Annotated in this window: 25 protein-coding genes; 16 read left to right on the forward strand and 9 right to left on the reverse strand. The window is 60.7% G+C overall.

Annotated features, from left to right (window positions below):
• Window positions 1–59: 59 nt before the first annotated feature.
• The 4 genes from AC1DU9_RS22345 to AC1DU9_RS22360 all read right to left on the reverse strand — a co-directional run bounded on the left by AC1DU9_RS22345 (window position 60) and on the right by AC1DU9_RS22360 (window position 4519).
• Window positions 60–419: a DUF6124 family protein gene (locus AC1DU9_RS22345; RefSeq protein ID WP_477810798.1), complete on the reverse strand. Its 360-nt coding sequence runs from the start codon at window positions 417–419 to the stop codon at window positions 60–62.
• Window positions 420–1136: 717 nt separating this feature from the next.
• Window positions 1137–2258: an LLM class flavin-dependent oxidoreductase gene (locus AC1DU9_RS22350; RefSeq protein WP_116581264.1), complete on the reverse strand. Its 1122-nt coding sequence runs from the start codon at window positions 2256–2258 to the stop codon at window positions 1137–1139.
• Window positions 2259–2382: 124 nt separating this feature from the next.
• Window positions 2383–3567, reverse strand: a complete 1185-nt coding sequence (locus AC1DU9_RS22355) for an acyl-CoA dehydrogenase family protein (protein ID WP_223462348.1) — start codon at window positions 3565–3567, stop codon at window positions 2383–2385.
• Between the two features lie 274 nt (window positions 3568–3841).
• A complete protein-coding gene (locus AC1DU9_RS22360) occupies window positions 3842–4519 on the reverse strand; it encodes an alpha/beta family hydrolase (RefSeq protein ID WP_223462349.1) in 678 nt (225 codons plus the stop codon).
• Window positions 4520–4613: 94 nt separating this feature from the next.
• Here AC1DU9_RS22360 and ccoN (AC1DU9_RS22365) point away from each other — a divergent pair, with 94 nt between their 5' ends.
• From ccoN (AC1DU9_RS22365) to ccoP (AC1DU9_RS22400), 8 genes are all read left to right on the forward strand, one after another.
• Window positions 4614–6038 (forward strand): cytochrome-c oxidase, cbb3-type subunit I, encoded by a 1425-nt coding sequence (gene ccoN, locus AC1DU9_RS22365; RefSeq protein WP_477810799.1) that lies wholly within the window; start codon window positions 4614–4616, stop codon window positions 6036–6038.
• A 10-nt stretch (window positions 6039–6048) separates the two neighbouring features.
• Complete coding sequence (ccoO, locus tag AC1DU9_RS22370) at window positions 6049–6657, forward strand: cytochrome-c oxidase, cbb3-type subunit II (protein WP_008020035.1); 609 nt, start codon at window positions 6049–6051, stop codon at window positions 6655–6657.
• A gap of 3 nt (window positions 6658–6660) precedes the next feature.
• Window positions 6661–6855, forward strand: a complete 195-nt coding sequence (locus AC1DU9_RS22375; RefSeq protein ID WP_150671820.1) for a cbb3-type cytochrome oxidase subunit 3 — start codon at window positions 6661–6663, stop codon at window positions 6853–6855.
• Window positions 6852–7805 (forward strand): cytochrome-c oxidase, cbb3-type subunit III, encoded by a 954-nt coding sequence (gene ccoP / locus AC1DU9_RS22380; RefSeq protein WP_477810800.1) that lies wholly within the window; start codon window positions 6852–6854, stop codon window positions 7803–7805. The genes AC1DU9_RS22375 and ccoP (AC1DU9_RS22380) overlap by 4 nt, the downstream gene beginning before the upstream one ends.
• 483 nt (window positions 7806–8288) lie before the next feature.
• Window positions 8289–9731, forward strand: coding sequence for a cytochrome-c oxidase, cbb3-type subunit I (ccoN, locus tag AC1DU9_RS22385; protein ID WP_223462352.1), 1443 nt, complete (start codon window positions 8289–8291; stop codon window positions 9729–9731).
• On the forward strand, window positions 9731–10339 hold the full coding sequence (gene ccoO, locus AC1DU9_RS22390; RefSeq protein WP_010456412.1) for a cytochrome-c oxidase, cbb3-type subunit II: 609 nt from the start codon (window positions 9731–9733) through the stop codon (window positions 10337–10339). The genes ccoN (AC1DU9_RS22385) and ccoO (AC1DU9_RS22390) overlap by 1 nt, the downstream gene beginning before the upstream one ends.
• A gap of 5 nt (window positions 10340–10344) precedes the next feature.
• Window positions 10345–10530 carry a CcoQ/FixQ family Cbb3-type cytochrome c oxidase assembly chaperone gene (locus AC1DU9_RS22395; protein WP_003175465.1) on the forward strand — a complete coding sequence of 62 codons (186 nt, stop codon included), beginning with the start codon at window positions 10345–10347 and terminating at the stop codon, window positions 10528–10530.
• Complete coding sequence (gene ccoP / locus AC1DU9_RS22400; protein WP_223462353.1) at window positions 10527–11504, forward strand: cytochrome-c oxidase, cbb3-type subunit III; 978 nt, start codon at window positions 10527–10529, stop codon at window positions 11502–11504. Before AC1DU9_RS22395 ends, ccoP (AC1DU9_RS22400) begins: the two co-directional genes overlap by 4 nt.
• 331 nt (window positions 11505–11835) lie before the next feature.
• On the opposite strand, the gene AC1DU9_RS22405 is transcribed toward ccoP (AC1DU9_RS22400), so the two are convergent.
• Window positions 11836–12162: a hypothetical protein gene (locus AC1DU9_RS22405; protein ID WP_223462354.1), complete on the reverse strand. Its 327-nt coding sequence runs from the start codon at window positions 12160–12162 to the stop codon at window positions 11836–11838.
• A 307-nt stretch (window positions 12163–12469) separates the two neighbouring features.
• On the opposite strand from AC1DU9_RS22405, the gene ccoG reads away from it, so the two are divergent.
• The 8 genes from ccoG to AC1DU9_RS22445 all read left to right on the forward strand — a co-directional run bounded on the left by ccoG (window position 12470) and on the right by AC1DU9_RS22445 (window position 21019).
• The gene (ccoG, locus tag AC1DU9_RS22410) at window positions 12470–13885 is read left to right on the forward strand and encodes a cytochrome c oxidase accessory protein CcoG (RefSeq protein ID WP_477810801.1); all 1416 of its coding nucleotides are present in this window, start codon (window positions 12470–12472) and stop codon (window positions 13883–13885) included.
• Between the two features lie 11 nt (window positions 13886–13896).
• Window positions 13897–14436, forward strand: coding sequence for a FixH family protein (locus AC1DU9_RS22415; RefSeq protein WP_223462356.1), 540 nt, complete (start codon window positions 13897–13899; stop codon window positions 14434–14436).
• Window positions 14437–14590: 154 nt separating this feature from the next.
• Window positions 14591–17044, forward strand: a complete 2454-nt coding sequence (locus AC1DU9_RS22420) for a heavy metal translocating P-type ATPase (RefSeq protein WP_477810802.1) — start codon at window positions 14591–14593, stop codon at window positions 17042–17044.
• A gap of 22 nt (window positions 17045–17066) precedes the next feature.
• Complete coding sequence (gene ccoS, locus AC1DU9_RS22425; protein ID WP_007971444.1) at window positions 17067–17285, forward strand: cbb3-type cytochrome oxidase assembly protein CcoS; 219 nt, start codon at window positions 17067–17069, stop codon at window positions 17283–17285.
• Window positions 17278–17961 (forward strand): sulfite exporter TauE/SafE family protein, encoded by a 684-nt coding sequence (locus AC1DU9_RS22430; RefSeq protein ID WP_477810803.1) that lies wholly within the window; start codon window positions 17278–17280, stop codon window positions 17959–17961. Before ccoS ends, AC1DU9_RS22430 begins: the two co-directional genes overlap by 8 nt.
• A 218-nt stretch (window positions 17962–18179) precedes the next feature.
• Window positions 18180–19562: an oxygen-independent coproporphyrinogen III oxidase gene (gene hemN / locus AC1DU9_RS22435; RefSeq protein ID WP_223462366.1), complete on the forward strand. Its 1383-nt coding sequence runs from the start codon at window positions 18180–18182 to the stop codon at window positions 19560–19562.
• A 93-nt stretch (window positions 19563–19655) separates the two neighbouring features.
• Window positions 19656–20390 (forward strand): fumarate/nitrate reduction transcriptional regulator Fnr, encoded by a 735-nt coding sequence (fnr, locus tag AC1DU9_RS22440; RefSeq protein WP_007995802.1) that lies wholly within the window; start codon window positions 19656–19658, stop codon window positions 20388–20390.
• Between the two features lie 80 nt (window positions 20391–20470).
• Window positions 20471–21019 (forward strand): adenine phosphoribosyltransferase, encoded by a 549-nt coding sequence (locus AC1DU9_RS22445; RefSeq protein ID WP_108218883.1) that lies wholly within the window; start codon window positions 20471–20473, stop codon window positions 21017–21019.
• A gap of 147 nt (window positions 21020–21166) precedes the next feature.
• Here the strand turns inward: AC1DU9_RS22445 and AC1DU9_RS22450 are convergent, their stop codons facing one another.
• The 4 genes from AC1DU9_RS22450 to AC1DU9_RS22465 form a co-directional block, all read right to left on the reverse strand.
• The gene (locus tag AC1DU9_RS22450; RefSeq protein WP_477810804.1) at window positions 21167–22315 is read right to left on the reverse strand and encodes an acyl-CoA dehydrogenase family protein; all 1149 of its coding nucleotides are present in this window, start codon (window positions 22313–22315) and stop codon (window positions 21167–21169) included.
• A gap of 194 nt (window positions 22316–22509) precedes the next feature.
• Window positions 22510–23112 carry a recombination mediator RecR gene (recR, locus tag AC1DU9_RS22455; RefSeq protein WP_477810805.1) on the reverse strand — a complete coding sequence of 201 codons (603 nt, stop codon included), beginning with the start codon at window positions 23110–23112 and terminating at the stop codon, window positions 22510–22512.
• Between the two features lie 79 nt (window positions 23113–23191).
• Window positions 23192–24226: an NADP-dependent oxidoreductase gene (locus AC1DU9_RS22460; protein WP_477810806.1), complete on the reverse strand. Its 1035-nt coding sequence runs from the start codon at window positions 24224–24226 to the stop codon at window positions 23192–23194.
• Between the two features lie 150 nt (window positions 24227–24376).
• Entirely contained in the window at window positions 24377–24715 is a 339-nt protein-coding gene (locus tag AC1DU9_RS22465) for a YbaB/EbfC family nucleoid-associated protein (RefSeq protein ID WP_007971455.1), read from the reverse strand.
• Window positions 24716–24719 lie beyond the last annotated feature (4 nt).

Here is a 24719-nt window from a genome sequence, read left to right on the forward strand (position 1 = left end):
GACCGCTGACCGCTATCGCGAGCAGGCTCACTCCTACAGGGGGATGTGGTGTTGCGGGTTTATGCAGGTGGTTCGATTTGATCCAGCACGCGGTTTGCGGTGATCTCCGCCAGCATCACGCTGTTTGAAATGCCTAGCAGGACGTTGCGTGACGAACCTTCCAGATGGTCGACCAGGTAATGCACCATCACATCGACCGAGGCCAGCGTCTCGACCAGATAAACCACCAGGGTTTCGGTCGTGGCCTCAGGGTCGACGGTAAACAGTGTGCTGATTGTTCGAGGAGTGGCTTTGATGTCGGCTGTCGAGGGGAAGTGGTAAGCGAGGGCACGCTCGGCGGCCTCGTTGAGTTTTTTTGAATCGGGTTCGTATGGGGATGCTGGATCGGTGTCCGGCGGATTGGGTGTGACCTTGAACATAGTGTGGATTCCTGATGTGGGCTGGAAACCACTTCTCTACTAAAAGAAGGGGTGGCAGCTGTACGCAGGTTAGTAGACCGGGGAATCCAAGAAGCCGGCGCGCCCAAGGGCGCCCTACGTACAGCCACCATCAAAATACAGGCACATAACCTGATTGATGCGTCGTACGTCTCGGATTAAGCCACGGGCTACTAAACCCGATCACTGGGAGTCAGTGACGCGAATCAAGTTACCGAGGGTGTCCAAGGCGCACAAGCCGGCGGATTCTGGCGTACCTGTAGGCAACGACGCAAGGCGTTGTAGCTTTCATCAAGTAACGCTGACAGCCGTTAAACAGGCTCTATTCAAAGGCCAAATCGGTGGCGCGAACTAGCGCAATAACCTGTAGGAGCGAGCCTGCTCGCGATGGTCGTCAACGATAACGCAGAAAGCCTGACACCCCGCGGCGTTCTCCGGTTTATCGCGAGCAGGCTCGCTCCTACAAGGGGTATGCGGTGTTCAATCTTTATTCGGCAGGCACAAAAAAACGGGCCTTGGGGACCCGTTGGAAAGTTGGCCTGACGTCCATGCCAGGCCTGAAATGCGATCAACTGTGGGAGCAAGCTTGCTCGCGATGGGGCCATACCAGTCAACATCGATACTGAATGTAAGACCGCTATCGCGAGCAAGCTCGCTCCCACAGGGGGGATGCGGTGTTCACGCCTTTAGCGTCAACGTTCAACCCTTGCGGAAATGCGGAATCACCTTCTCGCCAATATTCTTCAGGGTCTCCAGCTGTGCCCATTGCGGCACGGTGCCCATCTGGCAGATGAACAGGATTTCGTCGGCGCCGGCATCGATCAGGCGTTGCACGTAGCCTATGCAATCCTCGACGGTGCCGTAGGCGTGGTTCGGGTTCATCATGGCCATGGTCGGGTCGGAGAAGTCGACGCTGACTTCTTCGGAGGCGAAGCGCGACTTGATAACGCTCTGGCCGTTGCCGTCGACGAAGGTGTCGTCTTTCCACTTCTCCGGGTCCGGACGCTCACCACCGCCGTACCAGTAGCCCAGGGACTCCATGAAGTAGCGTTGTCCACGGATACCGATGCGGCGCGCTTCTTCGTTGTCATCCAGCACAATGGCCGGGCACAGCGCGGCGATGTGGCGGTTAGGGCGGAAACCGACCTGCTTCTTCTCATCCCGATTGTCGTAGGCCGTGTGATACACCTCGACCTTCTTGGCGATCTCTTCCGGGCCACCGAAGCCCAGCACCAGTGCACCCATGCCACGGCCGCCAGCGTTTTTCAGCGACTCGGTGTTGGTGCACGCCAGGTACATCGGCGGGTGCGGATCCTGGTAAGGCTTTGGATGAATCGGGCGCTTGGGGATCTGCACGAAGTCGCCGTTGTGCTCGATCTCGTCCTGCACGAACATTTTCGGGATCAGGTACATCATCTCGTCGATCTGCGGCTGCAAGGTCGCCAGGTCGTAGCCGAAGGTGCCTGCTTCCTGCTGGGTGCCGCCCTTGCCCACGCCGAAGTGCACACGGCCCTTCGACAGCAGGTCGAGGGTGGCGATGCGCTCGGCGACCTTCACCGGGTGGTTCATTGCCGGCGGCAGGCAGACCACGCCGTGACCGATGCCGATTCGCTCGGTTTTACCGGCAACGAACGCCAACATGGTTTCCGGCGCGGACATGTGCGAGTAGTTGCTCAGCGCGGTATGTTCCACGCACCAGAAGGTGTCGAAGCCGAGCTTGTCGGCCAGCACGGCCTGTTCGACGGTGTCTTCGAAAATCTTGCGGTCGCCTTCACGGCTGGAGTCCACCGTCTGGGCTTCGTAAATCAGGGAAAATTTCATGGTTGATCCTTGTGCTTATTTGGATGCGCAGTCGGCGCCGTAGACCTTCGCCTTACCGTCAATGCTCGTGCATCGACGGGGCGCTCGAATCACGCAAACGGACTAGCCGATTTGTAGGGAAGCGTCAGAGGAAAAAGTCGCTGCTGTCCTGCCCCATGCTCACGCCACCCAGGTTCCAGGCGTACTTGGCCGGGCTGTTGGCGACGTGGGCGCGACCGGTGTGGATGTCGCGGAATGCACGGTTGATCGGATGGCTGCGGAAGATCGTCGAAGCACCGCTGTTGAACATCAGCTCGCCGGCTGCCTTGGCGCACTTGTCGGCCACCAGCGCCGAGTCATAACGCATCTTCACCCGCTCGGGCATGCTCAATGGTTCGCCCTTCTGCGCGCGCTCCAGCATCAGGGCGAAGTTGCGATGCAGCACGGTCTTGCACTCGTCGACGCAGACCATGGCGTTGGCCAGCGCCGATTGCGCGGCCGGGTCCTGGACCATCTTGCGACCGTCATTGACCCCGACCCGGGCGCGGTTGTGCTCGGCAAACAGATCCACCGCGCCTTGCAGGGCACCGATGGCGGACGACGAAACGGCACGCACAAAAATCTGCCCGAACGGCAGGCGGAACAACGGTGCGGTGTTCACCGCGTTGCCCGGACTGTTCTGCATGAAACCGTCGAACGCTCGATGGGTGCGATACTCGGGAACGAAGGCGTTTTCCACCTGGATGTCGTGGGAGCCGGTGGCTTCCAGGCCCATGACGTTCCAGTTGTCGAGAATCCGGTAGTCGCTGCGCGGCACCAGGAACGTCCGGTAATCCGGCGCCCCGCCCGCCTCTGCCGGCGGCACCAGCGCACCGAGGAACGCCCATTCGCAATGCTTGCTGCCGGAAGAAAAGCCCCAGCGGCCGCTCAACTTGAAGCCACCATCAACCCGCTCGACCTTGCCCACCGGCATATAGGAAGAGGAGATCAGCACGCTGGAGTCGCTTCCCCAGACATCCTGGGCCGCGCGGTCGTCGAACAGCGCCAGTTGCCAGTTGTGGATCGCAACCACGCCAAGTACCCAGGCCGAAGACATGCAGCCCTCGGCAAGGGTCATCTGCACGTCGAAGAAATCCTTGGGCTCCAGCTCATAGCCTTCCCAACGGGCCGGTTGCAGGATGCGAAAGAACCCGGCGTCGTGGAAATCCTTCAGGGTTTCTTCAGGCAACTGGCCGGCTTGCGCGGCATTCAGGGCGCGTTCACGCAGGATCGGCACCAACTCGCGGGCACGTTGGCTCAGACGCTGGCGAATCAGGTCTTGGTTGAGCATTTTTATTGTTCTCCTTTGTTCACCCCATCCGCCGGGGCGCGCGTGCAACGGGGCGGGTGTAGCGCCCCTACCCTTGCATTCAAACAATGGAGAACAGAGGGGACATCCCTCAAACGGACCATGTGGGATGGGAGAATTGCTTTGCCTGACAGGCCGCCTTCGCGGGCAAGCCCGCTCCCACAGTGATCTGTGGCGTGTCCAAATTTTGTGAACAATACAAAACCCTGTGGGAGCGGGCTTGCCCGCGAAGAGGCAGGCCCAGACGCCACTCATCTCACTGAAGAAATGCGACCACTTTCTGCGCCGCAGCCGCCAAATGCTGCTCATGGCTAAACCCCGAAGCCTTCAACGGCTTCAAGTCATGATCCCCCGCCACCAGCCAGAACACTTCGATACCCGGCGATAGCGCATAACCCTCGACCGCCTCCCGGTTGCCCAACGCATCGCGCTCGCCCTGGACGATCAAGGTCCGAGTCTTCAACCCGGCCAGATGTTCGACCCGTGGTTTCTCCGGCTTGCCCACCGCATAGAATGGATAACCCAGGCACACCAGGGCATCCGCCCCCAACTCATCGGCCAGCAGGCTGGCCATGCGCCCGCCCATGGACTTGCCGCCGATGGCCAGCGGCCCAGTGACATGGCGTCGCACCTGGGCATACACCTCGCGCCAGCATTCCAGCAGTTTCGGCGCGGGGTTCGGCGGGCGTTTACCGCCGTCGATGCGCCGCTGCGCCATATAGGGAAATTCGAAGCGCAACACGTTGACGCCTTGAGCTTTGAGGCGTGCAGCCATGTCGCTCATCCAGTCGCTGTCCATCGGTGCGCCAGCGCCATGGGCGAGGATCAGCGTCGCCGCAGCCTTGCCAGCGGCGGCATTCCACAACCATCCATGATCCTGCACGCACTGCGCCCATTGATCCCCGTCAATACCGGCCTTGTGCCCTTTGTCCATGCTTGCCTCGCTTTCAGTCTGCCTATAACTCCGGCCGAAGGGTGCACTGCCTTGCGCTGCGCGCTCACTTCGGCTGAACCGTGGATGGGGAACCATGAACACTTCTATCAGTACCGCCTACAACTACAAGGTGGTCCGCCAATTCGCCATTATGACGGTGGTGTGGGGCATCGTCGGCATGGGGCTCGGGGTTTTTCTCGCTGCCCAGTTGGTCTGGCCCGAACTCAACTTCAATTTGCCGTGGACCAGCTTCGGCCGCTTGCGCCCGCTGCACACCAACGCGGTGATCTTCGCCTTCGGCGGCTGCGCGCTGTTCGCCAGTTCGTTGTACTCGGTGCAACGCACCTGCCAGACACGGCTGTTTGCACCGAAAATCGCCGCCTTCTGCTTCTGGGGCTGGCAGCTTGTGATTCTGCTCGCGGCCATCAGCCTGCCGCTGGGCTACACCAGCTCCAAGGAATACGCGGAACTGGAATGGCCGATCGACATCCTGATCACCATCGTCTGGGTCGCCTACGCCATCGTGTTCTTCGGCACGATCATGCAGCGCAAGACCAAGCATATTTATGTCGGTAACTGGTTCTTCGGTGCGTTCATCATCACCGTGGCAATCCTGCACATCGTCAACAACATGGAATTGCCGGTCAGCTTCACCAAGTCCTATTCGCTGTACTCCGGCGCCACCGATGCGATGGTGCAATGGTGGTACGGGCACAACGCCGTGGGCTTTTTCCTCACCGCCGGTTTCCTCGGGATGATGTACTACTTCGTGCCGAAACRGGCCGAGCGCCCGGTGTATTCCTATCGCTTGTCGATCGTGCACTTCTGGGCGCTGATCACCCTGTACATCTGGGCAGGTCCCCACCACTTGCACTACACCGCGCTGCCGGACTGGGCGCAGTCGCTGGGCATGGTGATGTCGCTGATCCTGCTGGCACCGAGCTGGGGCGGGATGATCAACGGCATGATGACCCTGTCGGGCGCCTGGCATAAGTTGCGCAGCGACCCGATCCTGCGCTTCCTCGTGGTGTCGCTGGCGTTCTACGGCATGTCGACCTTCGAAGGGCCGATGATGGCGATCAAGACGGTCAACGCCCTCTCCCACTACACCGACTGGACCATCGGCCACGTACACGCAGGCGCCCTGGGCTGGGTGGCGATGATTTCCATTGGCGCGCTGTACCACATGATCCCGAAAGTCTTCGGACGCGAGCAGATGCACAGCATCGGCCTGATCAACGCGCACTTCTGGCTCGCCACCATCGGCACGGTTCTGTACATCGCCTCGATGTGGGTCAACGGCATCGCCCAGGGCCTGATGTGGCGTGCGGTGAACGAGGACGGCACGCTGACTTACTCCTTCGTCGAAACCCTGGTGGCCAGCCACCCTGGCTTCGTCGTGCGGCTGGTGGGTGGCGCGATCTTCCTCAGCGGCATGTTCCTGATGGCCTACAACACCTGGCGCACCGTGCGGGCCTCGCAGCCTGCCGAAGTCGCCGCTGCCGCGCAGATGGCCTGAGGAGTCCGCCATGAAACACGAAACTATCGAGAAAAACGTCGGCCTGTTACTGCTGCTGATGATCCTGGCCGTGAGCATCGGTGGCCTGACCCAGATCGTCCCGTTGTTCTTCCAGGACGTGACCAACAAACCGGTGGAAGGCATGAAGCCCTACACCGCGCTGCAACTGGAAGGTCGCGACATCTATATCCGCGAAGGCTGCGTCGGCTGTCACTCGCAGATGATCCGCCCGTTCCGCGCCGAGACCGAACGCTACGGCCACTATTCGGTGGCCGGCGAAAGCGTCTGGGATCACCCGTTCCTGTGGGGCTCGAAACGCACCGGCCCGGACCTGGCCCGTGTCGGCGCGCGCTACTCGGATGACTGGCACCGCGCGCACTTGTACAACCCGCGCAACGTCGTGCCCGAGTCGAAGATGCCGGCCTACCCGTGGCTGGTGGCCAATCAGCTCGACAGCAGTCATACCGAAACCAAGATCAAGGCCATGCGTACCCTCGGCGTGCCGTACACCGACGAGGACATTACCGGCGCCGTCGCTTCGCTCAAAGGCAAGAGCGAGATGGATGCGCTGGTCGCCTACCTGCAAGTGCTCGGCACTGCGATCAAGAGCAAGAGGTGAGCAATGTTTGAACTGAGCACTGGAATGATCCGCGGCCTGGGCACGGTCGTGGTGTTCGTGGCCTTCGTCGGCCTGACGCTATGGGTGTTCAACGGCAAGCGCGGCCCGGAATTCGCCGAAGCGCGCCTGCTGCCGTTCGCTGACGAGCCACAACCCGACATCACTGAAGAATCAGCAACAAGGAGTACCCGGCCATGACCACCTTCTGGAGTACGTGGATCTGCGTACTGACCATCGGCAGCCTGATCGGCCTGACCTGGCTGCTGATCGGCACCCGCAAGGGTGAAACCAAGGGCAGTGTCGACCAGACCATGGGGCACAGCTTCGACGGCATCGAGGAATACGACAACCCGTTGCCGCAATGGTGGTTCATGCTGTTCGCCGGCACGCTGGTGTTTGCCATCGGCTACCTGATCCTTTATCCGGGCCTGGGCAACTGGAAAGGCGTTCTCCCCGGCTATGAGAACGGCTGGACCGGCGTGCACGAATGGGAAAAGGAAATGGCCAAGGCTGACGGGAAGTTCGGGCCGATCTTCGCGAAGTTTGCGGCAATGCCCGTGGAAGAAGTGGCCAAGGACCCACAGGCATTGAAAATGGGCGGCCGCCTGTTTGCCTCCAACTGCTCGGTGTGCCACGGCTCGGACGCCAAGGGCGCGTTCGGCTTCCCCAACCTGACCGACAGCGACTGGCGCTGGGGCGGCGCGGCCGAAGCGATCAAGACCACCATCACGGGTGGCCGGATGGCGATGATGCCGGCCTGGGGAGAAGTTCTGGGTGAAGCAGGTGTGAAGAACGTCGCCGCTTATGTGCGCCATGATCTGGCCGGCCTGCCGTTGCCGGAAGGCAGCAAAGCCGACCTGCAGGCCGGACAACAAGCGTTCAGCACCACCTGCGTCGCCTGTCACGGAACGAACGGCCAGGGCACTGAAGCCATGGGCGCGCCGAACCTCACGCACCCGGCCGGTTTCATCTACGGCACCAGCCTGACGCAGCTTGAACAGACGATTCGGCATGGTCGCCAGGGCCATATGCCGGCGCAGGCCGAACTGCTCGGCAACGATAAGGTGCAACTGCTGGCCGCATATGTGTACAGCCTGTCCCACGACTTGAATACCGAGCGCTTACAGGCTGTAGACAACCACAAATAAATCCCGACCGCTCTGCTGCCGCATTCTCCCGGATGCGGCGGTTCCCTGCCCCCTTTGCGACGCATTGTCGCACCCTCTTTGACTCTTTCTTTCGGATCCCGGGATTCGGGTCTAAGCTTCCCCCGATGCGGACTGGCCGCTGCCGGTTCCAGGTCGACCCTGAACGATGTGTTCGACGAATCTGCCCGATGACAGGCCGCAAAGGCTGGTAGATACCGGCTGTCGCGCCAATTGCCTTCGGTCAGCCAAACGTTGCGTTTGAACACACCCCGTTACATCCGACCTGACCCCCTCGCCTGATCAGTCCGCCGGGACGTTTTGCCCACGGGCAATTTTGTCCTTACGCGGCGCATGGAAAGGCCGCAGAATCAGCTTTTGAAAGCATTGACCCAGGTCATGGCGCGTTGCAATGACCCCTTGCTTTCTCCATACTTGCGGCCGATTTTTAATCCTAATAAAACACCCAAACCGTGGAACCTTAGAATGAGCACAGCAATCAGTCCGACTGCTTATAACTATAAGGTAGTCCGCCAGTTCGCCATCATGACGGTGGTCTGGGGGATCCTTGGCATGGGGCTCGGTGTCTTCATTGCCTCGCAACTGGTCTGGCCGGAGTTGAACTTCGGTCTGCCATGGACGAGCTTTGGACGCCTGCGCCCGTTGCACACAAACCTGGTGATTTTTGCCTTCGGTGGATGTGCACTGTTTGCCACTTCTTATTACGTCGTGCAGCGAACCTGCCAAACGCGACTGATTTCCGACAGCCTCGCCGCCTTTACCTTCTGGGGATGGCAAGCGGTGATCGTCGGCGCGATCATTACCTTGCCGATGGGTTTCACCACCACCAAGGAATACGCGGAACTGGAATGGCCCCTGGCTATTCTGCTGGCCATTGTCTGGGTCACCTACGGTCTGGTGTTCTTCGGCACCATCGTCAAGCGCAAGACCAAGCACATCTATGTGGGTAACTGGTTCTACGGCGCGTTCATCGTCGTGACCGCGATGCTGCACATCGTCAACCACATGTCGCTGCCGGTCAGCCTGTTCAAGTCGTACTCGGCCTACTCGGGCGCGACGGACGCGATGATCCAGTGGTGGTACGGCCACAACGCCGTGGGCTTCTTCCTCACCACCGGCTTCCTGGGCATGATGTACTACTTCGTGCCGAAACAGGCCGAGCGTCCGATCTACTCCTATCGCCTGTCGATCGTGCACTTCTGGGCGCTGATCACCCTGTACATCTGGGCCGGTCCGCACCACCTGCACTACACCGCGCTGCCGGACTGGGCTCAGTCCCTGGGCATGGCGATGTCGATCATCCTGCTCGCGCCAAGCTGGGGCGGCATGATCAACGGCATGATGACCCTGTCGGGCGCCTGGCATAAGCTGCGCACCGACCCGATCCTGCGCTTCCTGGTCGTCTCCCTGGCGTTCTACGGCATGTCGACCTTCGAAGGCCCGATGATGGCCATCAAGACCGTCAATTCGCTGTCGCACTACACCGACTGGACCATCGGCCACGTACACGCAGGCGCCTTGGGCTGGGTTGCGATGATCTCGATCGGCGCCATCTACCACATGATCCCGAAACTGTTCGGTCGTGCGCAGATGCACAGCACCGCCCTGATCAACACCCACTTCTGGCTCGCGACCATCGGTACCGTTCTGTACATCGCCTCGATGTGGGTCAACGGCATCACCCAGGGCCTGATGTGGCGTGCCATCAACGACGACGGCACCCTCACCTACTCGTTCGTCGAAGCGCTGCAAGCCAGCCACCCTGGCTTCATCGTTCGCGCCCTGGGCGGTGCGTTCTTCGCCACCGGCATGCTGTTCATGGCCTACAACGTGTTCCGCACCGTACGCGCCTCGAACCCGGCTGAAGCCGAAGCCGCCGCCAAGATTGCCGTAGTTGGAGCTCACTGATGAAGCATGAAGCAGTCGAGAAGAATATTGGCCTGCTGGCCTTCTTCATGGTCATCGCCGTCAGCGTCGGCGGCCTGACCCAGATCGTTCCGCTGTTTTTCCAGGATGTCACCAACAAGCCGGTCGAGGGCATGAAGCCCCGCACCGCCCTTGAACTGGAAGGCCGGGACATTTATATCGCCAACGGTTGTGTCGGCTGCCACTCGCAGATGATCCGTCCGTTCCGTGCCGAGACCGAACGCTACGGCCACTACTCGGTCGCCGGTGAAAGCGTCTGGGACCACCCGTTCCTGTGGGGTTCCAAGCGTACCGGTCCGGACCTGGCCCGTGTCGGCGGTCGCTACTCCGATGACTGGCAGCGTGCGCACTTGTACAACCCGCGCAACGTCGTGCCTGAGTCGAAAATGCCGGCCTACCCGTTCCTCGTGGAAAACAAGCTCGACGGCAAAGATACCGCCAAAAAAATGGAGGTCTTGCGCACGCTCGGCGTCCCTTACACCGACGAAGACATCGCCGGCGCCAAGGATGCTGTGAAGGGCAAAACCGAAATGGACGCGCTGGTGGCCTATCTGCAAGGCCTGGGCACCATCATCAAAAGCAAACGGTGATCTGGATGGATATCGGGATGATTCGTGGCCTGGGCACCGTTGTCGTAATGGTGGCCTTCATCGGACTGGCACTGTGGGTGTTCAGTCCCAAGCGCAAGTCGGAGTTTGAAGACGCGACCTTGCTGCCTTTCGCGGATGATCCCGAAGCCATCAAGCACGTCGAGCAAGCTTCTAGGAGTAACAAAGAATGACTACATTCTGGAGTCTGTACGTCACAGTCCTCAGTCTCGGTACGATCTTTTCCCTGACCTGGCTGCTGTTGTCGACCCGCAAGGGCCAGCGCACCGAGCAGACAGACGAGACAGTCGGGCACTCATTCGACGGGATCGCGGAGTACGACAACCCGCTGCCGAAATGGTGGTTCATGCTGTTCGTGGGCACCATCATCTTCGCACTGGGCTACCTGGCGCTGTATCCGGGCCTGGGTAACTGGAAAGGCCTGCTGCCGGGTTACGGCTACCTCGACAACGAGAAGCAGACCCCGTTCGCCAACGGCCAGACCGGCTGGACCGGCGTTCACGAGTGGGAAAAGGAAATGGCCAGATCGGACGCCAAGTTCGGTCCGATCTTCGCCAAGTTCGCGGCCATGCCAATCGAAGAAGTGGCCAAGGATCCGCAAGCGCTGAAGATGGGTGGCCGCCTGTTCGCCTCCAACTGCTCGGTTTGCCATGGTTCCGACGCCAAGGGCGCCTATGGTTTCCCGAACCTGACCGACGCCGACTGGCGCTGGGGCGGCGAGCCGGCAACCATCAAGACCACCATCATGGGCGGCCGTCACGCAGTGATGCCTGCATGGGCTGAAGTGATCGGCGAGCAAGGCGTGGCCGACGTGGCCGCGTTTGTCCTGACCAACCTCGATGGCCGCAAGCTGCCGGAAGGCACCAAGGCCGACCCGGTTGCCGGGCAGAAACTGTTCGCCACCAACTGCGTGGCTTGCCACGGTCCGGAAGGCAAAGGCACGCCAGCGATGGGCGCGCCCGACCTGACTCACCCGGCCGCGTTCATCTACGGTTCGAGCTTCGCTCAACTGCAGCAGACCATCCGTTACGGCCGTCAGGGCCAGATGCCTGCGCAAGAGGCGATGCAGGGTAACGACAAGGTTCACCTGCTGGCCGCTTACGTCTACAGCCTGTCTCACGGTGAGAAGGCAGCGGACGCCCAGTAAGGCAGACGCTTGAAGCAACAAAATACGGCCCCGCCAATGTGAATTGGCGGGGCCGTTTTCATTTGAAGCCATCGCACACCTGGAAGAACAAGCAATCAACGCGGCCACACCAACCCACTTTATATGTCCTTATAAAACTTCATCGACCCCCATTCCCTTTTGGAAACTTGCACTATTGCGACGAAAAACACTTACAAACCAGAAAAACGAAAACCCACCAAACAAACACAACCAACATAAATCAAAAAAAACGGCCCCACCAGTTCTCATGGCGAAGCCGTTTATTCAGGTGTTCATGATTGCACTCGGCATTCATGAACACGAACTGTAATCAAGGAAGCTTGCCGCCACCCAGACTGTCCAGACCACCGGTTCCTTTTTTGTTTGTAGAACGCTTTGTCCGAACTTTTTGCACCGTAGGCACAGCAGTATCCACAGTCATGGTCGGTACAGGAATCGTGCAGTCTGTATCAGGCGTCTGGCCGACTGCGGTTGCTGGAATATGAGGCTGAGTTTCTTGAGCCTTGGTTTCATCCCTATTAGACATTTTCAACTTCTCCCTAAGTAATTTTTTATTATCCGAAGCGCGACATTGTGGGTCAACTTCATCATTACCGCACAGAAAACATAGGCATTCCCAAACTAAAGATCCACCCACTATTAATCTCAAAGTATTACCTAAATTAAAAATACCTGTTCTTTACTCGGCAGACTTTGGCTACCCCGTCCACAAACGCACCTGTCGAGGATCGACGAAGAAAAAAGATAAATCGTCTATAGTCAATTGACCTGCATCATGCTTTGTTACATCTGCTACACCATTCATGATTTTTCCCCAACGCGACCAAAGGTCGCACCCGCAGGCTAGAGCGACAGGCGTATCATTGAGCCACTGCAACACCCCTTTTTGACCGCGGTCGGCAGGTACTGACCGAGGCACTTTTCCACTGCCGTGGGATGCAATGATGAGCAACCAGATTCCGCTACACGACGTCACTCCACCTGCCAGGAACGCGAACAACAGCGTCGACCTCTACGCCTCCAGGGAAAAAATCTACACCCGCGCCTTCACCGGCCTGTTCCGCAACTTGCGTATGACTGGCGGTGCCCTGTTGTTCCTGCTGTATTTCGGCACGGTGTGGCTGGACTGGGGCGGTCATCAGGCCGTCTGGTGGAACCTGCCGGAGCGCAAGTTCTTCATTTTCGGCGCCACCTTCTGGCCCCAGGACTTCATTCTGCTGTCCGGCATGTTGATCATCGCCGCGTTCGGCCTGTTCTTCATCACCGTGTACGCCGGCCGGGTCTGGTGCGGCTATACCTGCCCGCAAAGCGTCTGGACCTGGATCTTCATGTGGTGCGAAAAAGTCACCGAAGGTGACCGCAACCAACGCATCAAGCTAGACAAGGCGCCGATGAGCGCCAACAAGTTCCTGCGCAAACTCAGCAAACACACCATGTGGCTGCTGATCGGTTTCGTCACCGGCATGACTTTCGTCGGCTACTTCTCGCCGATCCGCGAACTGGTGTTCGACTTCTTCACCGGCCAGGCGGATGGCTGGTCGTACTTCTGGGTCGGTTTCTTCACCCTCGCCACTTACGGCAACGCCGGCTGGTTGCGCGAACAGGTGTGCATCTACATGTGCCCGTACGCACGCTTCCAGAGCGTGATGTTCGATAAGGACACCCTGATCGTTTCCTACGATCCGCGCCGTGGCGAAAGCCGTGGCCCGCGTAAAAAAGGCATCGACTACAAGGCCCAGGGCCTGGGTGACTGCATCGACTGCACCATGTGCGTCCAGGTCTGCCCGACCGGTATCGACATCCGTGACGGCCTGCAAATCGAATGCATCGGTTGCGCCGCCTGCATCGATGCCTGCGACGCCATCATGGACAAGATGGAATACCCGCGCGGGCTGATCAGCTACACCACCGAGCACAACCTGTCCGGGCAGAAAACCCATAAACTGCGCCCGCGCCTGATCGGCTATGCCGTGGTGCTGCTGGCGATGATCAGCTTGCTGGTGACGGCATTCTTCATGCGTGCGCTGGTGGGTTTCGATGTCAGCAAGGACCGCGTGCTGTACCGCGAGAACGCCGAAGGCCGGATCGAAAACGTCTACAGCCTGAAAATCATGAACAAGGACCAGCGCGACCATACCTACGTGCTCGAAGCCTCTGGCCTGCCGGATCTCAAATTGCAGGGCCGGCGCGAGATCAAGGTCGCGGCCGGCGAGATCGTCAGCCAGCCTGCCGAGCTGTCCGTCGCGCCGGAAAAACTGCCGTCGAGCACCAACGAGGTGAAATTCATCCTCAAGGATGCCGATGACGACAGCGTCCACATTGAAGCCAAGAGCCGGTTCATCGGCCCACAAATTCGTTGAGAGAACTGAACATGCCCGCAGCAACTGCCGCAAGCCCCTGGTACAAGCACCTTTGGCCGTGGATCATCATCGGGATCCTGGCCTGCTCGGTGGCCTTGACCTTGTCCATGGTGACCATCGCGGTGAACAACCCGGACAACCTGGTCAACGACAACTACTACGAGGCTGGCAAAGGCATCAACCGCTCCCTCGACCGTGAGTTGCTGGCCCAGACCCTGAAAATGCGCGCCAGCGTTCATCTCGATGGCGTGACCGGCGAGGTTGACCTGCGCTTGAGCGGCGAGAGCCAGCCCAAGACCCTGGAGCTGAACCTGATCTCGCCGACCCAGCCGGAAAAGGATCGCAAGATCACCCTGGCCCGCAGCGAAACCGAACAGGGCCGCTACATCGGCCAGTTGAGCGACAAGATCGAAGGCCGGCGTTTTATCGAGTTGCTCGGCACCCAGGACGAGCACATCTGGCGCATGTTCGAAGAAGAAATGGTCAGCCATGACAAGGATCTGCTGCTCGGCGACGAACCGTTGCAAGGTGCGGAAGACCTGAAGAAGTAAAGCCGCGCTTCGCGCATCGCGAGCAAGCTCGCTCCCACAGTTGATCAGCACCATGCTCAGATCCTGAGTACACCAACGATCCCTGTGGGAGCGAGCTTGCTCGCGATGAGGCCCTATCAGACGATAGAGATTCAGCAGTACCAGTGAATACTCCATGACCACCACCCCACTCCCCTGCTACCACTGCGCCCTGCCCGTCCCGTCCGGCAGTCGCTTCATCGCCGTCGTGCTCGGGGAGTCCCGCGAATTCTGCTGCCCGGGTTGCCAGGCCGTGGCCGAAGCCATTGTCGCCGGTGGCCTGGAAAGCTATTACCGGCACCGCAGCGAAGCCTCGGCCAACCCCGAAGCGCTGCCCGTGCAACTGGTGGACGAACTGGCGCTGTACGACCGCGCCGATGTGCAGCAGCCCTTTGTTCGCCACGAAGGCGAAATGGCGCAAATCACGCTGTTGATGGAAGGCATCAGCTGCGCGGCCTGCGGCTGGCTGATCGAAAAACATCTGCGCACCTTGCCGGCCGTGGCCGAAGCACGCCTGAACCTGTCCAACCATCGCCTGCACGTGCGCTGGGCCGACGGGCAATTACCGCTGAGCCAAATGCTCAGCGAACTGCGCCAGATCGGTTACGCCGCACACCCGTATCAGGCCGACCGCGCCTGCGAACAACTGGCCAGCGAAAACCGCCTGGCCCTGCGCCAGCTCGGGGTGGCCGGGCTGCTGTGGTTTCAGGCAATGATGGCAACCATGGCCACCTGGCCTGAATTCAACATCGATCTCAGCCCTGAAATGCACACCATCCTGCGCTGGGTCGCACTGTTCCTTACCACCCCGATCGTGTTCTACAGCTGCACGCCGTTCTTCAAAGGCGCCATGCGCGATCTGCGCACCCGCCACCTGACCATGGATGTTTCGGTGTCGCTGGCCATCGGCAGTGCCTACATCGCCGGGATCTGGACCTCGATCACCGGGGTCGGCGAACTGTATTTCGATGCCGTCGGCATGTTTGCCCTGTTCCTGCTGGCCGGGCGTTATCTGGAGCGGCGCGCCCGCGAGCGCACGGCTGCCGCCACTGCGCAGCTGGTGAATCTGCTGCCTGCCTCGTGTCTGCGACTGACACCCGACGGCCAGAGCGAACGCATTCTGCTCAGTGAACTGCGTGTCGGCGATCAAGTGCTGGTTCATCCGGGCGCCATTCTGCCGGCTGACGGCAAGATCCTCGACGGCCAGTCGAGTGTCGACGAGTCGCTGCTGACCGGCGAGTACCTGCCGCAACCCCGCACCCTCGGCGATGCGGTCACCGCCGGCACCCTGAACGTCGAAGGCGCACTGACCGTCGAGGTTCAGGCCCTGGGTCAGGACACTCGCCTCTCGGCCATCGTTCGCCTGCTCGATCGTGCCCAGGCCGAAAAACCGCGACTGGCGGAAATCGCCGACCGCGCCGCGCAATGGTTCCTGCTGTTGTCGCTGATTGCCGCCGCCGCGATTGGCCTGTTGTGGTGGGAGCTCGACTCATCGCGGGCATTCTGGATCGTGCTTGCGATGCTGGTGGCGACCTGCCCGTGCGCCTTGTCGCTGGCGACGCCGACCGCCCTCACTGCAGCCACCGGCACACTGCACAAACTCGGTCTGTTGCTGACCCGTGGTCATGTGCTGGAAGGCCTGAACCAGATCGACACGGTGATTTTCGACAAGACCGGCACCCTCACCGAAGGGCGCCTGGCGCTGCGCTCGATCCGCCCCCTCGGCGCGCTCGACAGCGATCAATGCCTGAGCCTCGCCGCCGCCCTGGAAAACCGCTCCGAACACCCGATCGCCCGTGCTTTCGGTCGTGCGCCGATGGCTGCCGAAGAAGTCCACAGCAGCCCGGGTCTTGGCCTGGAGGGCCTGGTTGATGGGCGACGCCTGCGCATCGGCCAACCTCGCTTCGTCTGCGAACTCAGCGGCGCCGTGTTGCCGTCGATGCCCGAAGAAGCCGGCCAATGGCTGCTGCTCGGCGACAGCCAGGGACCGCTGGCCTGGCTCGTCCTCGATGATCGCTTGCGTGCCGATGCGCCCGCGTTGCTGGCCGCGTGCAAGGCGCGTGGCTGGCGCACGCTGTTGTTGTCCGGCGACAGCTCGCCGATGGTCGCCAGCGTGGCGGCGGAACTGGGCATCGATGAAGCCCGTGGCGGCTTGCGTCCGGACGACAAACTGCAGGTCCTGCAACAACTGCACAAGGAAGGTCGCAAGGTGTTGATGCTGGGGGACGGGGTCAATGACGTGCCGGTGCTGGCGGCGGCGGATATCAGCGTCGCCATGGGCTCGGCCACGGACCTGGCAAAGACCAGTGCCGACGCCGTGCTGTTGTCCAACCGCCTCGACGCGCTGGTGCAAGCCTTCAGCCTGGCGCGGCGCACCCGCCGGGTCATTATCGAGAACCTGCTGTGGGCAGGGCTGTACAATGGCCTCATGCTGCCCTTCGCCGCCCTCGGCTGGATCACTCCGGTCTGGGCAGCGGTGGGCATGTCGATCAGTTCGTTGACCGTGGTGTTGAACGCGCTGCGCCTGACTCGCATGCCGAGCGCGCCCGCCCCAGGCACCACGCCAGAAACCCGCCCGCTGCCGGCCTGAGCCGCGCGGGCATGGAGTCCAGATGCCAGCTCTATACGTGATGATTCCCGCTGCGCTGCTGATCGTGGCCATCGCCGTCTATATCTTCTTCTGGGCGGTCGACAGCGGTCAGTACGACGACCTCGACGGCCCGGCCCACAGTATCCTGTTCGACGACCAGGACCCGAACCACACCGCCGCCGTCGATGAAGCCAGCGGCCAACCGGCCAAACCGCAAGACAAGGCACCGCCCCATGCTTGAGTTGGCGCCCCTGCTGGTGTCAGCAGTGATCCTCGGCTTGCTCGGTGGCGGCCATTGCCTGGGCATGTGCGGCGGCTTGATGGGCGCACTGACCCTGGCGATTCCCAAGGAACAACGCAGCCGCCGCTTTCACCTGCTGCTGGCCTACAACCTGGGACGGATCCTGAGCTATGCCTGCGCCGGACTGCTGATCGGCCTGGCCGGATGGGCCGTGGCCAGCAGCCCGGCGGCGATGTTCCTGCGTATCCTTGCCGGCTTGCTGCTGATTGCCATGGGCCTGTATCTGGCTGGCTGGTGGAGCGGCCTGACCCGCATCGAAAGCCTCGGTCGCGGCTTGTGGCGGCATATCCAGCCAGTCGCCAACCGGTTGCTGCCGGTGTCGAGCGTGCCGCGTGCGCTGCTGCTGGGTGCGCTCTGGGGCTGGCTGCCGTGCGGTCTGGTTTACAGCACCTTGCTGTGGTCGGCCAGCCAGGGCAACGCACTGGACAGCGCATTGTTGATGCTCGCGTTCGGCCTCGGCACCTGGCCGGTGCTGCTGGCGACCGGCCTTGCCGCCGAGCGCATCACCGCACTGTTGCGCAAGCGCAGCGTACGGATGGCGGGCGGATTGCTGGTGATGCTGTTCGGCATCTGGACCTTGCCGGGACCGCATCAGCATTGGCTCATGGGGCACTAGATCGGCGGCGCCCCCATCGCGGGCAAGCCCGCTCCCACAGAATATGTGCCGGACAGATTCTTCGTGAACGACAGAGATCCCTGTGGGAGCGGGCTTGCCCGCGAAGAGGCCCGCACCAACAGCACAAATCTCGACCCTTGATGCAAATCAAGATGCCCCACCCCGCCCTCGCATAAAGTGGCTGACACTGCCAGCCTATCCGGGGGAATGCCCGCATGATGCTCGACGCCATTCGTTGGGACACCGATCTGATCCGCCGTTATGACCTGGCGGGACCCCGCTACACCTCGTACCCGACCGCCGTGCAATTCAACAGCCAGGTCGGCACCTTTGACCTGCTTCATGCCCTGCGCGACAGCCGCAAGGCTCAACGCCCGTTGTCGCTGTACGTGCACGTGCCGTTCTGCGCGAACATTTGCTATTACTGCGCCTGCAACAAGGTCATCACCAAGGATCGCGGCCGGGCGCAGCCGTATTTGCAGCGCCTGGAACAGGAAATCCAGTTGATCGCCTGCCACCTCGACCCCACGCAGAAAGTCGAGCAACTGCATTTCGGTGGCGGCACGCCGACCTTTCTCAGCCACGACGAACTGCGCCAGTTGATGGCGCATTTGCGCAAACACTTCAATTTGCTGGACGACGACTCCGGCGACTACGGCATCGAGATCGACCCGCGCGAGGCCGACTGGTCGACCATGGGCCTGCTGCGCGAACTGGGTTTCAATCGGGTCAGTATCGGCCTGCAAGACCTCGACCCGGCGGTTCAGCGAGCGGTCAATCGTCTGCAAAGCCTGGAAGAAACCCGCGCGGTGATTGACGCCGCCCGCACCTTGCAATTTCGCTCGATCAACATCGACCTGATCTACGGACTGCCGAAACAGACGCCGGAAAACTTCGCCCGCACCGTCGAAGAGGTCATCCACCTGCAACCGGACAGGTTGTCGGTGTTCAACTACGCCCACCTGCCGGAACGCTTCATGCCGCAGCGGCGCATCAACAGCAATGAATTGCCGACACCCGCGCAGAAACTGGAAATGCTGCAGCGCACCATCGAGCAACTGATCACGGCCGGCTACCGCTACATCGGCATGGACCACTTCGCCCTGCCTGACGATGAGCTGGCGATTGCCCAGGAAGAATCGACCCTGCAACGCAATTTCCAGGGCTACACCACACACGGTCATTGCGATTTGATCGGCCTCGGCGTCTCGGCGATCAGCCAGATCGGCGATCTGTATTGCCAGAACAGCAGTGACCTGACCGGGTACCAGAACGCCCTTGCATCAATGCAACTGGCCACCAGCCGTGGCCTGCTGTGCAATGCCGATGACCGCCTGCGGCGCGCGGTCATTCAGCAATTGATCTGCAATTTCAGTCTCGAATTCGCCGGCATCGAACAAGCCTTCAACATCGATTTCCAGGGCTATTTCGGCGATCTCTGGCCCCAACTGCAAGACATGGCCAAAGACGGGTTGATTGAACTCGATCGAGACAGAATCACTATCCTGCCCGCCGGGCGACTGTTGGTGCGCTCGGTGTGCATGGTGTTCGACGCGTACCTGGAGCAACACAGCCGGCAACGGTTTTCACGGGTGATCTAGAGCGCTGCGACAAAAGCGCCACAGGCTGGCCTCAATGTCCTCGGGTGAGTTACCCTTACGTCTTATGTGTGAATTCCCACAAGGATTGAAGAAATGTCCGAGCCAGTAAAACTGCGCGCTCATAATCAAGCCCATTGCAAGGATTGCAGCCTGGCCCCTCTTTGCCTGCCACTTTCGCTGAACCTGGAAGACATGGACGCGCTGGACGAAATCGTCAAACGCGGCCGGCCGCTGAAAAAAGGCGAATTTCTGTTCCGTCAGGGCGATACCTTCGATTCTGTCTACGCAGTCCGTTCTGGCGCCCTCAAGACTTTCAGCCTGAGCGACACCGGTGAAGAACAGCTCACCGGTTTCCACCTGCCCAGCGAACTGGTCGGCCTGTCGGGCATGGACACCGAAAAGCACCCGGTGTCGGCACAAGCCCTGGAAACCACTTCGGTGTGTGAAATTCCTTTCGAACGCCTCGACGAACTGGCCCTGCAATTGCCGCAGTTGCGCCGTCAGCTGATGCGGGTGATGAGTCGTGAGATCCGTGACGATCAGCAGATGATGCTGCTGTTGTCGAAGAAGACGGCCGACGAACGCATCGCCACCTTCCTGGTCAACCTCTCGGCACGTTTCCGCGCCCGGGGCTTTTCCGCCAATCAGTTCCGCCTGAGCATGTCGCGCAACGAAATCGGCAACTACCTGGGCCTGGCGGTGGAGACCGTGTCCCGCGTCTTCACACGCTTCCAGCAAAACGAACTGATTGCGGCAGAAGGCAAGGAAATCCGGATTATTGACCCGATCCAGCTTTGCGCCCTGGCCGGCGGCTCCCTGGAAAGTTGAAACAAACCGTTGCGGCTGCGCGAAACGGTTCAGCCGCCGTTATACTGAGTCGTTTGCAGCCCTGCCAGGATTCTTCGACTATGGCCTTCGACTCCTTCGACATCAAATCCCTCATCCGCCCTGTCATCGACTTCCCGAAGCCGGGTGTGATCTTTCGCGACATCACCCCGCTGTTCCAGTCGCCCACGGCCCTGCGCCTGGTGATGGACAGCTTCGCCCACCGTTACGTCGAGGCTGACTTCACCCACGTCGGCGCTATGGACGCCCGTGGCTTCCTGATCGGTTCGGTACTGGCCTATCAGTTGAACAAGCCGCTGGTGCTGTTTCGCAAGCAAGGCAAGTTGCCGGCTGACGTGCTGGCCGAGGGCTATGCGACCGAATACGGCGAAGCCTTCCTGGAAGTGCACGCCGACAGCCTGTGCGAGGGGGATTCGGTGGTGATGTTCGATGACCTGATCGCGACCGGCGGCACCCTGATTGCCGCCGCCAACCTGATCCGTCGCATGGGCGCCCGGGTGCATGAAGCGGCGGCGATTATCGATCTGCCGGAACTGGGTGGCTCGCAGCGCCTGGAGGACATGGGTATTCCTACGTTTTGCCTGACGCAGTTTGCCCTTTCCGATAAGTAAGCGGCGTCTTAGCTGACGTCATCGCGGGCAAGCCCGCTCCCACAGTTTTCTTTGTCATGCACAAAACTTGTGTACGCCGCAGTTCCCTGTGGGAGCGGGCTTGCCCGCGATGGCGTCAGTGGCAACACCACTAAACTCAAGATCGACTCAAAGCCCCATCTGCTTGCTGATGATCTCGTTCATCACTTCCCGCGTCCCGCCGCCAATCGACAGGATCCGGTTGTCGCGGTACAGCCGCTCCACCAGGCTCTCGCGCATATAACCCAGCCCACCGAGTATCTGCACCGCATCGGTGACGATCCGGTCTGCGGTATCCGTCGCAAAATTCTTGGCCATGGAAATCTCCTTGATCACGCTCTGCCCCGCCGCCATCTTCGCGGCCTGGCGGTAAGTGAACTCCCGGGACACTTCCAGCGCGGTCGCCATCTCGGCGAGGCGATGCTTGATCACCTGAAACTTGCCGATCGGTTTGCCAAAGGCTTCGCGCTGGCGCGCCCACTTCAGGCTCTCCTCCAGCGCCAGCTGTGCGGTCATGTTGGCCATCAGCGCCAGGGCCAGGCGTTCGCTCTGGAAGTTGCCCATGATGCAGGCAAAGCCCATGTTCTCGGCGCCGATCAGGTTTCCTGCAGGCACCCGGCAATCATCGAAGAACAATTCGGCCGTGTCTGAGGCCCACCAGCCCATTTTCTTCAGTTGCCGCCCTACGGTGAAACCGGGCGTGCCCTTCTCGATCAGTAACAGGCTGATGCCACCGAAACCTGGCTCGCCCGTTCGCACCGCGACGGTATAGAAATCCGCGCGCACACCGCTGGTAATAAAGGTCTTGCTGCCACTGACCCGGTAGAAATCGCCATCGCGCACGGCGCGGGTTTGCAGGTTGGCGACGTCGGAGCCGCCGCCGGGCTCGGTAATGGCCAGGGCGCTGATCTTCTCTCCCGACAGCACCTGCGGCAGCACACGATCACGCACTTCGGGCCGGGCCCACTTGAGAACGGGCGGCAAGCCGATATCCAGCGAGCCCAGGCCGGCAACCAACCCGCCTGAGCCGCAGCGCATCAACTCTTCACTGGCGGCCACCTTGGCGAACAGATCCCCTTCATGGCTGCCTCCGTAAGCTTCGGGGTAACCGATGCCGAGAATCCCCGCCGCGCCGGTCTTGAGGTAGAGCTCGCGAGGAAAACTTTCGGCTTCTTCCCACTGCTCGATATCAGGAAGGATCTCGCGCTCGACGAAACGTCTGACGCTGTCGCGGACCAATTGGTGGCTGGGGTCGAAGTATTCCTGAAAGGCAGACATCGGCGAGCTCCACTGAAGGGGTCAGTGAAGTTAACCGAGCGCTTGCTTGGTTTTCAATAGAATTGTGAAACCGCGTCGCCTGCATCGCGAGCAAGCTCGCTCCCACATTGGTTTTGTGTACGCCGCAATACCCTGTGGGAGCGAGCTTGCTCCGGGCGGCGATCCGACGATGGCGTCGGGCCGAACAACACAAATTACAAAGTGATCGGCTTACGCCCGGCAAACGAATGCGCCAGCGTCCCGCCATCCACCAGCTCCAGCTCACCACCGAGCGGTACGYCGTGGGCGATACGCGAGGCGATCAGGCCTTTGTTGCTGAGCAATTGGGCGATGTAGTGCGCGGTGGCTTCACCTTCCACGGTCGGGTTGGTGGCCAGGATGACTTCGGTGAAAGTGCCGGCTTCTTCGATCCGTGCCATCAATTGCGGAATGCCGATGGCTTCCGGCCCCAGACCGTCGAGCGGCGACAGATGCCCCTTGAGCACGAAATAACGCCCGCGGAAACCAGTCTGCTCCACCGCATAGACGTCCATCGGGCCTTCCACCACGCAGAGCAAGGTGTCGTCGCGACGGGTATCGGCGCATTGCGGGCAGAGATCATCTTCGGTCAGCGTACGGCACAAGCGGCAGTGACCGACCCCTTCCATGGCCTGGCTCAGGGCCAGCGCCAGTCGTGAGCCGCCACTGCGGTCACGCTCGAGCAACTGCAACGCCATGCGCTGAGCGGTTTTCTGACCCACACCGGGCAAAATTCGCAGGGCGTCGATCAGTTGGCGAATCAAAGGGCTGAAGCTCATGGTGGAAAAGTCCGACAAAACAACGAGACGCGGTTTATACCCGCGCCCCGGTTGAGCGTCAAATTGCAGCGTCAATTACTCAGTCACGGGCAACCCGAACCACCAATTTACCGAAGTTGCGCCCTTCCAGCATGCCGATGAACGCATCAGGCGCCTGCTCCAGGCCATCGACCACGTCTTCGCGGAACTTCACCTTGCCATCGCGCACCCAGGGCGCCATGGCACTGAGGAATTCCGGCTGGCGATCACCATAGTCATCGAACACAATGAAGCCCTGGATGCGCACCCGCTTGGTCAACAGGGTGCGTTGCAACAGTGGCAGGCGATCCGGCCCGCTCGGCGCTTCATAGGCGTTATAGGAGGCAATCAGGCCGCAGAGTGGAATCCGCGCCTTGGGGTTGAGCAACGGCACCACGGCGTCGAATACCTTGCCACCGACGTTTTCGTAGTAGATGTCGATCCCCTTGGGGCAGGCCTGCGCCAGCTCGTCAGCAAAGTCCGGGCTCCTGTGGTCGATGCAGGCATCGAAACCCAACTCTTCGACCACATAACGGCACTTTTTCGCTCCACCCGCCACACCGACCACGCGCAAGCCCTTGATCTTCGCCACCTGGCCGACCACCGAGCCCACCGCTCCGGACGCCGCTGCAACCACCAGGGTCTCGCCGGCCTTGGGCTGGCCGATATCCATCAGCCCCATGTACGCGGTCATGCCCGGCATCCCCAACACCCCGAGGGCCATCGACGCACTAGGCAATCCCGACGGCACAGGGATGATGCTGCGGCCGTCATTGATGCTGTGGCTTTGCCAACCGGTGGCACCGACCACCAGATCACCTTCCTGAAACTTCGGATTGAGCGAGCGCTCGACCCGGCTGACAGCGCCCCCGGTCATGACTTCGCCGATTTCCACCGGTGCTGCGTAGGAAGGTGCGTCACTCATGCGTCCGCGCATGTAGGGATCCAGCGACAGGAAAACGGTCTTGAGCAGCACCTGACCGTCGGCCAGATCCGGCAGCGCCACCCGCTCCATGCGGAAGTTTTCCGGCGTTGGCGCGCCTATCGGGCGTGAAGCCAGGACAATGCGTTGATTGAGGGTCATGGGGTCGGACATGGCAGCGTCTCCTGTGATCGATGGGGCTCGGTGATATAGGGAGCAGACCTTTGTGGCGGCATGTCAGCCAAACATATCTATCAGCCAGAAACAAAAATGCCAGGCGCTATGCCTGGCATTTTTGTAACTCATCTGCCGCCTGAAGGCGAATCAGAATGGCAGTTTCATGCCCGGCGGCAGTTGCATGCCGGCAGTCATGCTGCCCATCTTGTCCTGGCTGTTGGCTTCGATCTTGCGCACGGCATCGTTGACCGCGGATGCGATGACCGCTTCGAGCATTTCCTTGTCGTCTTCGCTCATGCCTTCGACCAGGCTTGGGTCGATGGTCACGCTCTTGACGTCATGACGACCGGTCATCACCACGGTGACCATATCGCCACCGGCCTTACCGGTGACTTCGGCGTTGGCCAGTTCTTCCTGCATCTTGGCCATTTTTTCCTGCATCTGCTGCGCCTGCTTCATCAGGCCGGCCATGCCACCTTTCATCATGGTA

It is taken from the genome of Pseudomonas sp. P4_C1 (assembly GCF_056402155.1).

Coding starts and splice junctions, on each gene's coding strand:
- AC1DU9_RS22465 (WP_007971455.1), bottom strand. CDS start 24,715: ATGATGAAAGGTGGCATGGCCGGCCTGATGAAGCAGGCGCAGCAGATG.
- AC1DU9_RS22445 (WP_108218883.1), top strand. CDS start 20,471: ATGGCCTTCGACTCCTTCGACATCAAATCCCTCATCCGCCCTGTCATC.
- ccoP (WP_477810800.1), top strand. CDS start 6,852: ATGACCACCTTCTGGAGTACGTGGATCTGCGTACTGACCATCGGCAGC.
- AC1DU9_RS22375 (WP_150671820.1), top strand. CDS start 6,661: ATGTTTGAACTGAGCACTGGAATGATCCGCGGCCTGGGCACGGTCGTG.
- ccoO (WP_008020035.1), top strand. CDS start 6,049: ATGAAACACGAAACTATCGAGAAAAACGTCGGCCTGTTACTGCTGCTG.
- AC1DU9_RS22345 (WP_477810798.1), bottom strand. CDS start 419: ATGTTCAAGGTCACACCCAATCCGCCGGACACCGATCCAGCATCCCCA.
- fnr (WP_007995802.1), top strand. CDS start 19,656: ATGTCCGAGCCAGTAAAACTGCGCGCTCATAATCAAGCCCATTGCAAG.
- hemN (WP_223462366.1), top strand. CDS start 18,180: ATGCTCGACGCCATTCGTTGGGACACCGATCTGATCCGCCGTTATGAC.
- ccoO (WP_010456412.1), top strand. CDS start 9,731: ATGAAGCATGAAGCAGTCGAGAAGAATATTGGCCTGCTGGCCTTCTTC.
- AC1DU9_RS22420 (WP_477810802.1), top strand. CDS start 14,591: ATGACCACCACCCCACTCCCCTGCTACCACTGCGCCCTGCCCGTCCCG.
- AC1DU9_RS22415 (WP_223462356.1), top strand. CDS start 13,897: ATGCCCGCAGCAACTGCCGCAAGCCCCTGGTACAAGCACCTTTGGCCG.
- ccoG (WP_477810801.1), top strand. CDS start 12,470: ATGAGCAACCAGATTCCGCTACACGACGTCACTCCACCTGCCAGGAAC.
- ccoS (WP_007971444.1), top strand. CDS start 17,067: ATGCCAGCTCTATACGTGATGATTCCCGCTGCGCTGCTGATCGTGGCC.
- AC1DU9_RS22460 (WP_477810806.1), bottom strand. CDS start 24,226: ATGTCCGACCCCATGACCCTCAATCAACGCATTGTCCTGGCTTCACGC.
- ccoP (WP_223462353.1), top strand. CDS start 10,527: ATGACTACATTCTGGAGTCTGTACGTCACAGTCCTCAGTCTCGGTACG.
- AC1DU9_RS22355 (WP_223462348.1), bottom strand. CDS start 3,567: ATGCTCAACCAAGACCTGATTCGCCAGCGTCTGAGCCAACGTGCCCGC.
- AC1DU9_RS22350 (WP_116581264.1), bottom strand. CDS start 2,258: ATGAAATTTTCCCTGATTTACGAAGCCCAGACGGTGGACTCCAGCCGT.
- AC1DU9_RS22450 (WP_477810804.1), bottom strand. CDS start 22,315: ATGTCTGCCTTTCAGGAATACTTCGACCCCAGCCACCAATTGGTCCGC.
- AC1DU9_RS22360 (WP_223462349.1), bottom strand. CDS start 4,519: ATGGACAAAGGGCACAAGGCCGGTATTGACGGGGATCAATGGGCGCAG.
- AC1DU9_RS22430 (WP_477810803.1), top strand. CDS start 17,278: ATGCTTGAGTTGGCGCCCCTGCTGGTGTCAGCAGTGATCCTCGGCTTG.
- AC1DU9_RS22395 (WP_003175465.1), top strand. CDS start 10,345: ATGGATATCGGGATGATTCGTGGCCTGGGCACCGTTGTCGTAATGGTG.
- ccoN (WP_223462352.1), top strand. CDS start 8,289: ATGAGCACAGCAATCAGTCCGACTGCTTATAACTATAAGGTAGTCCGC.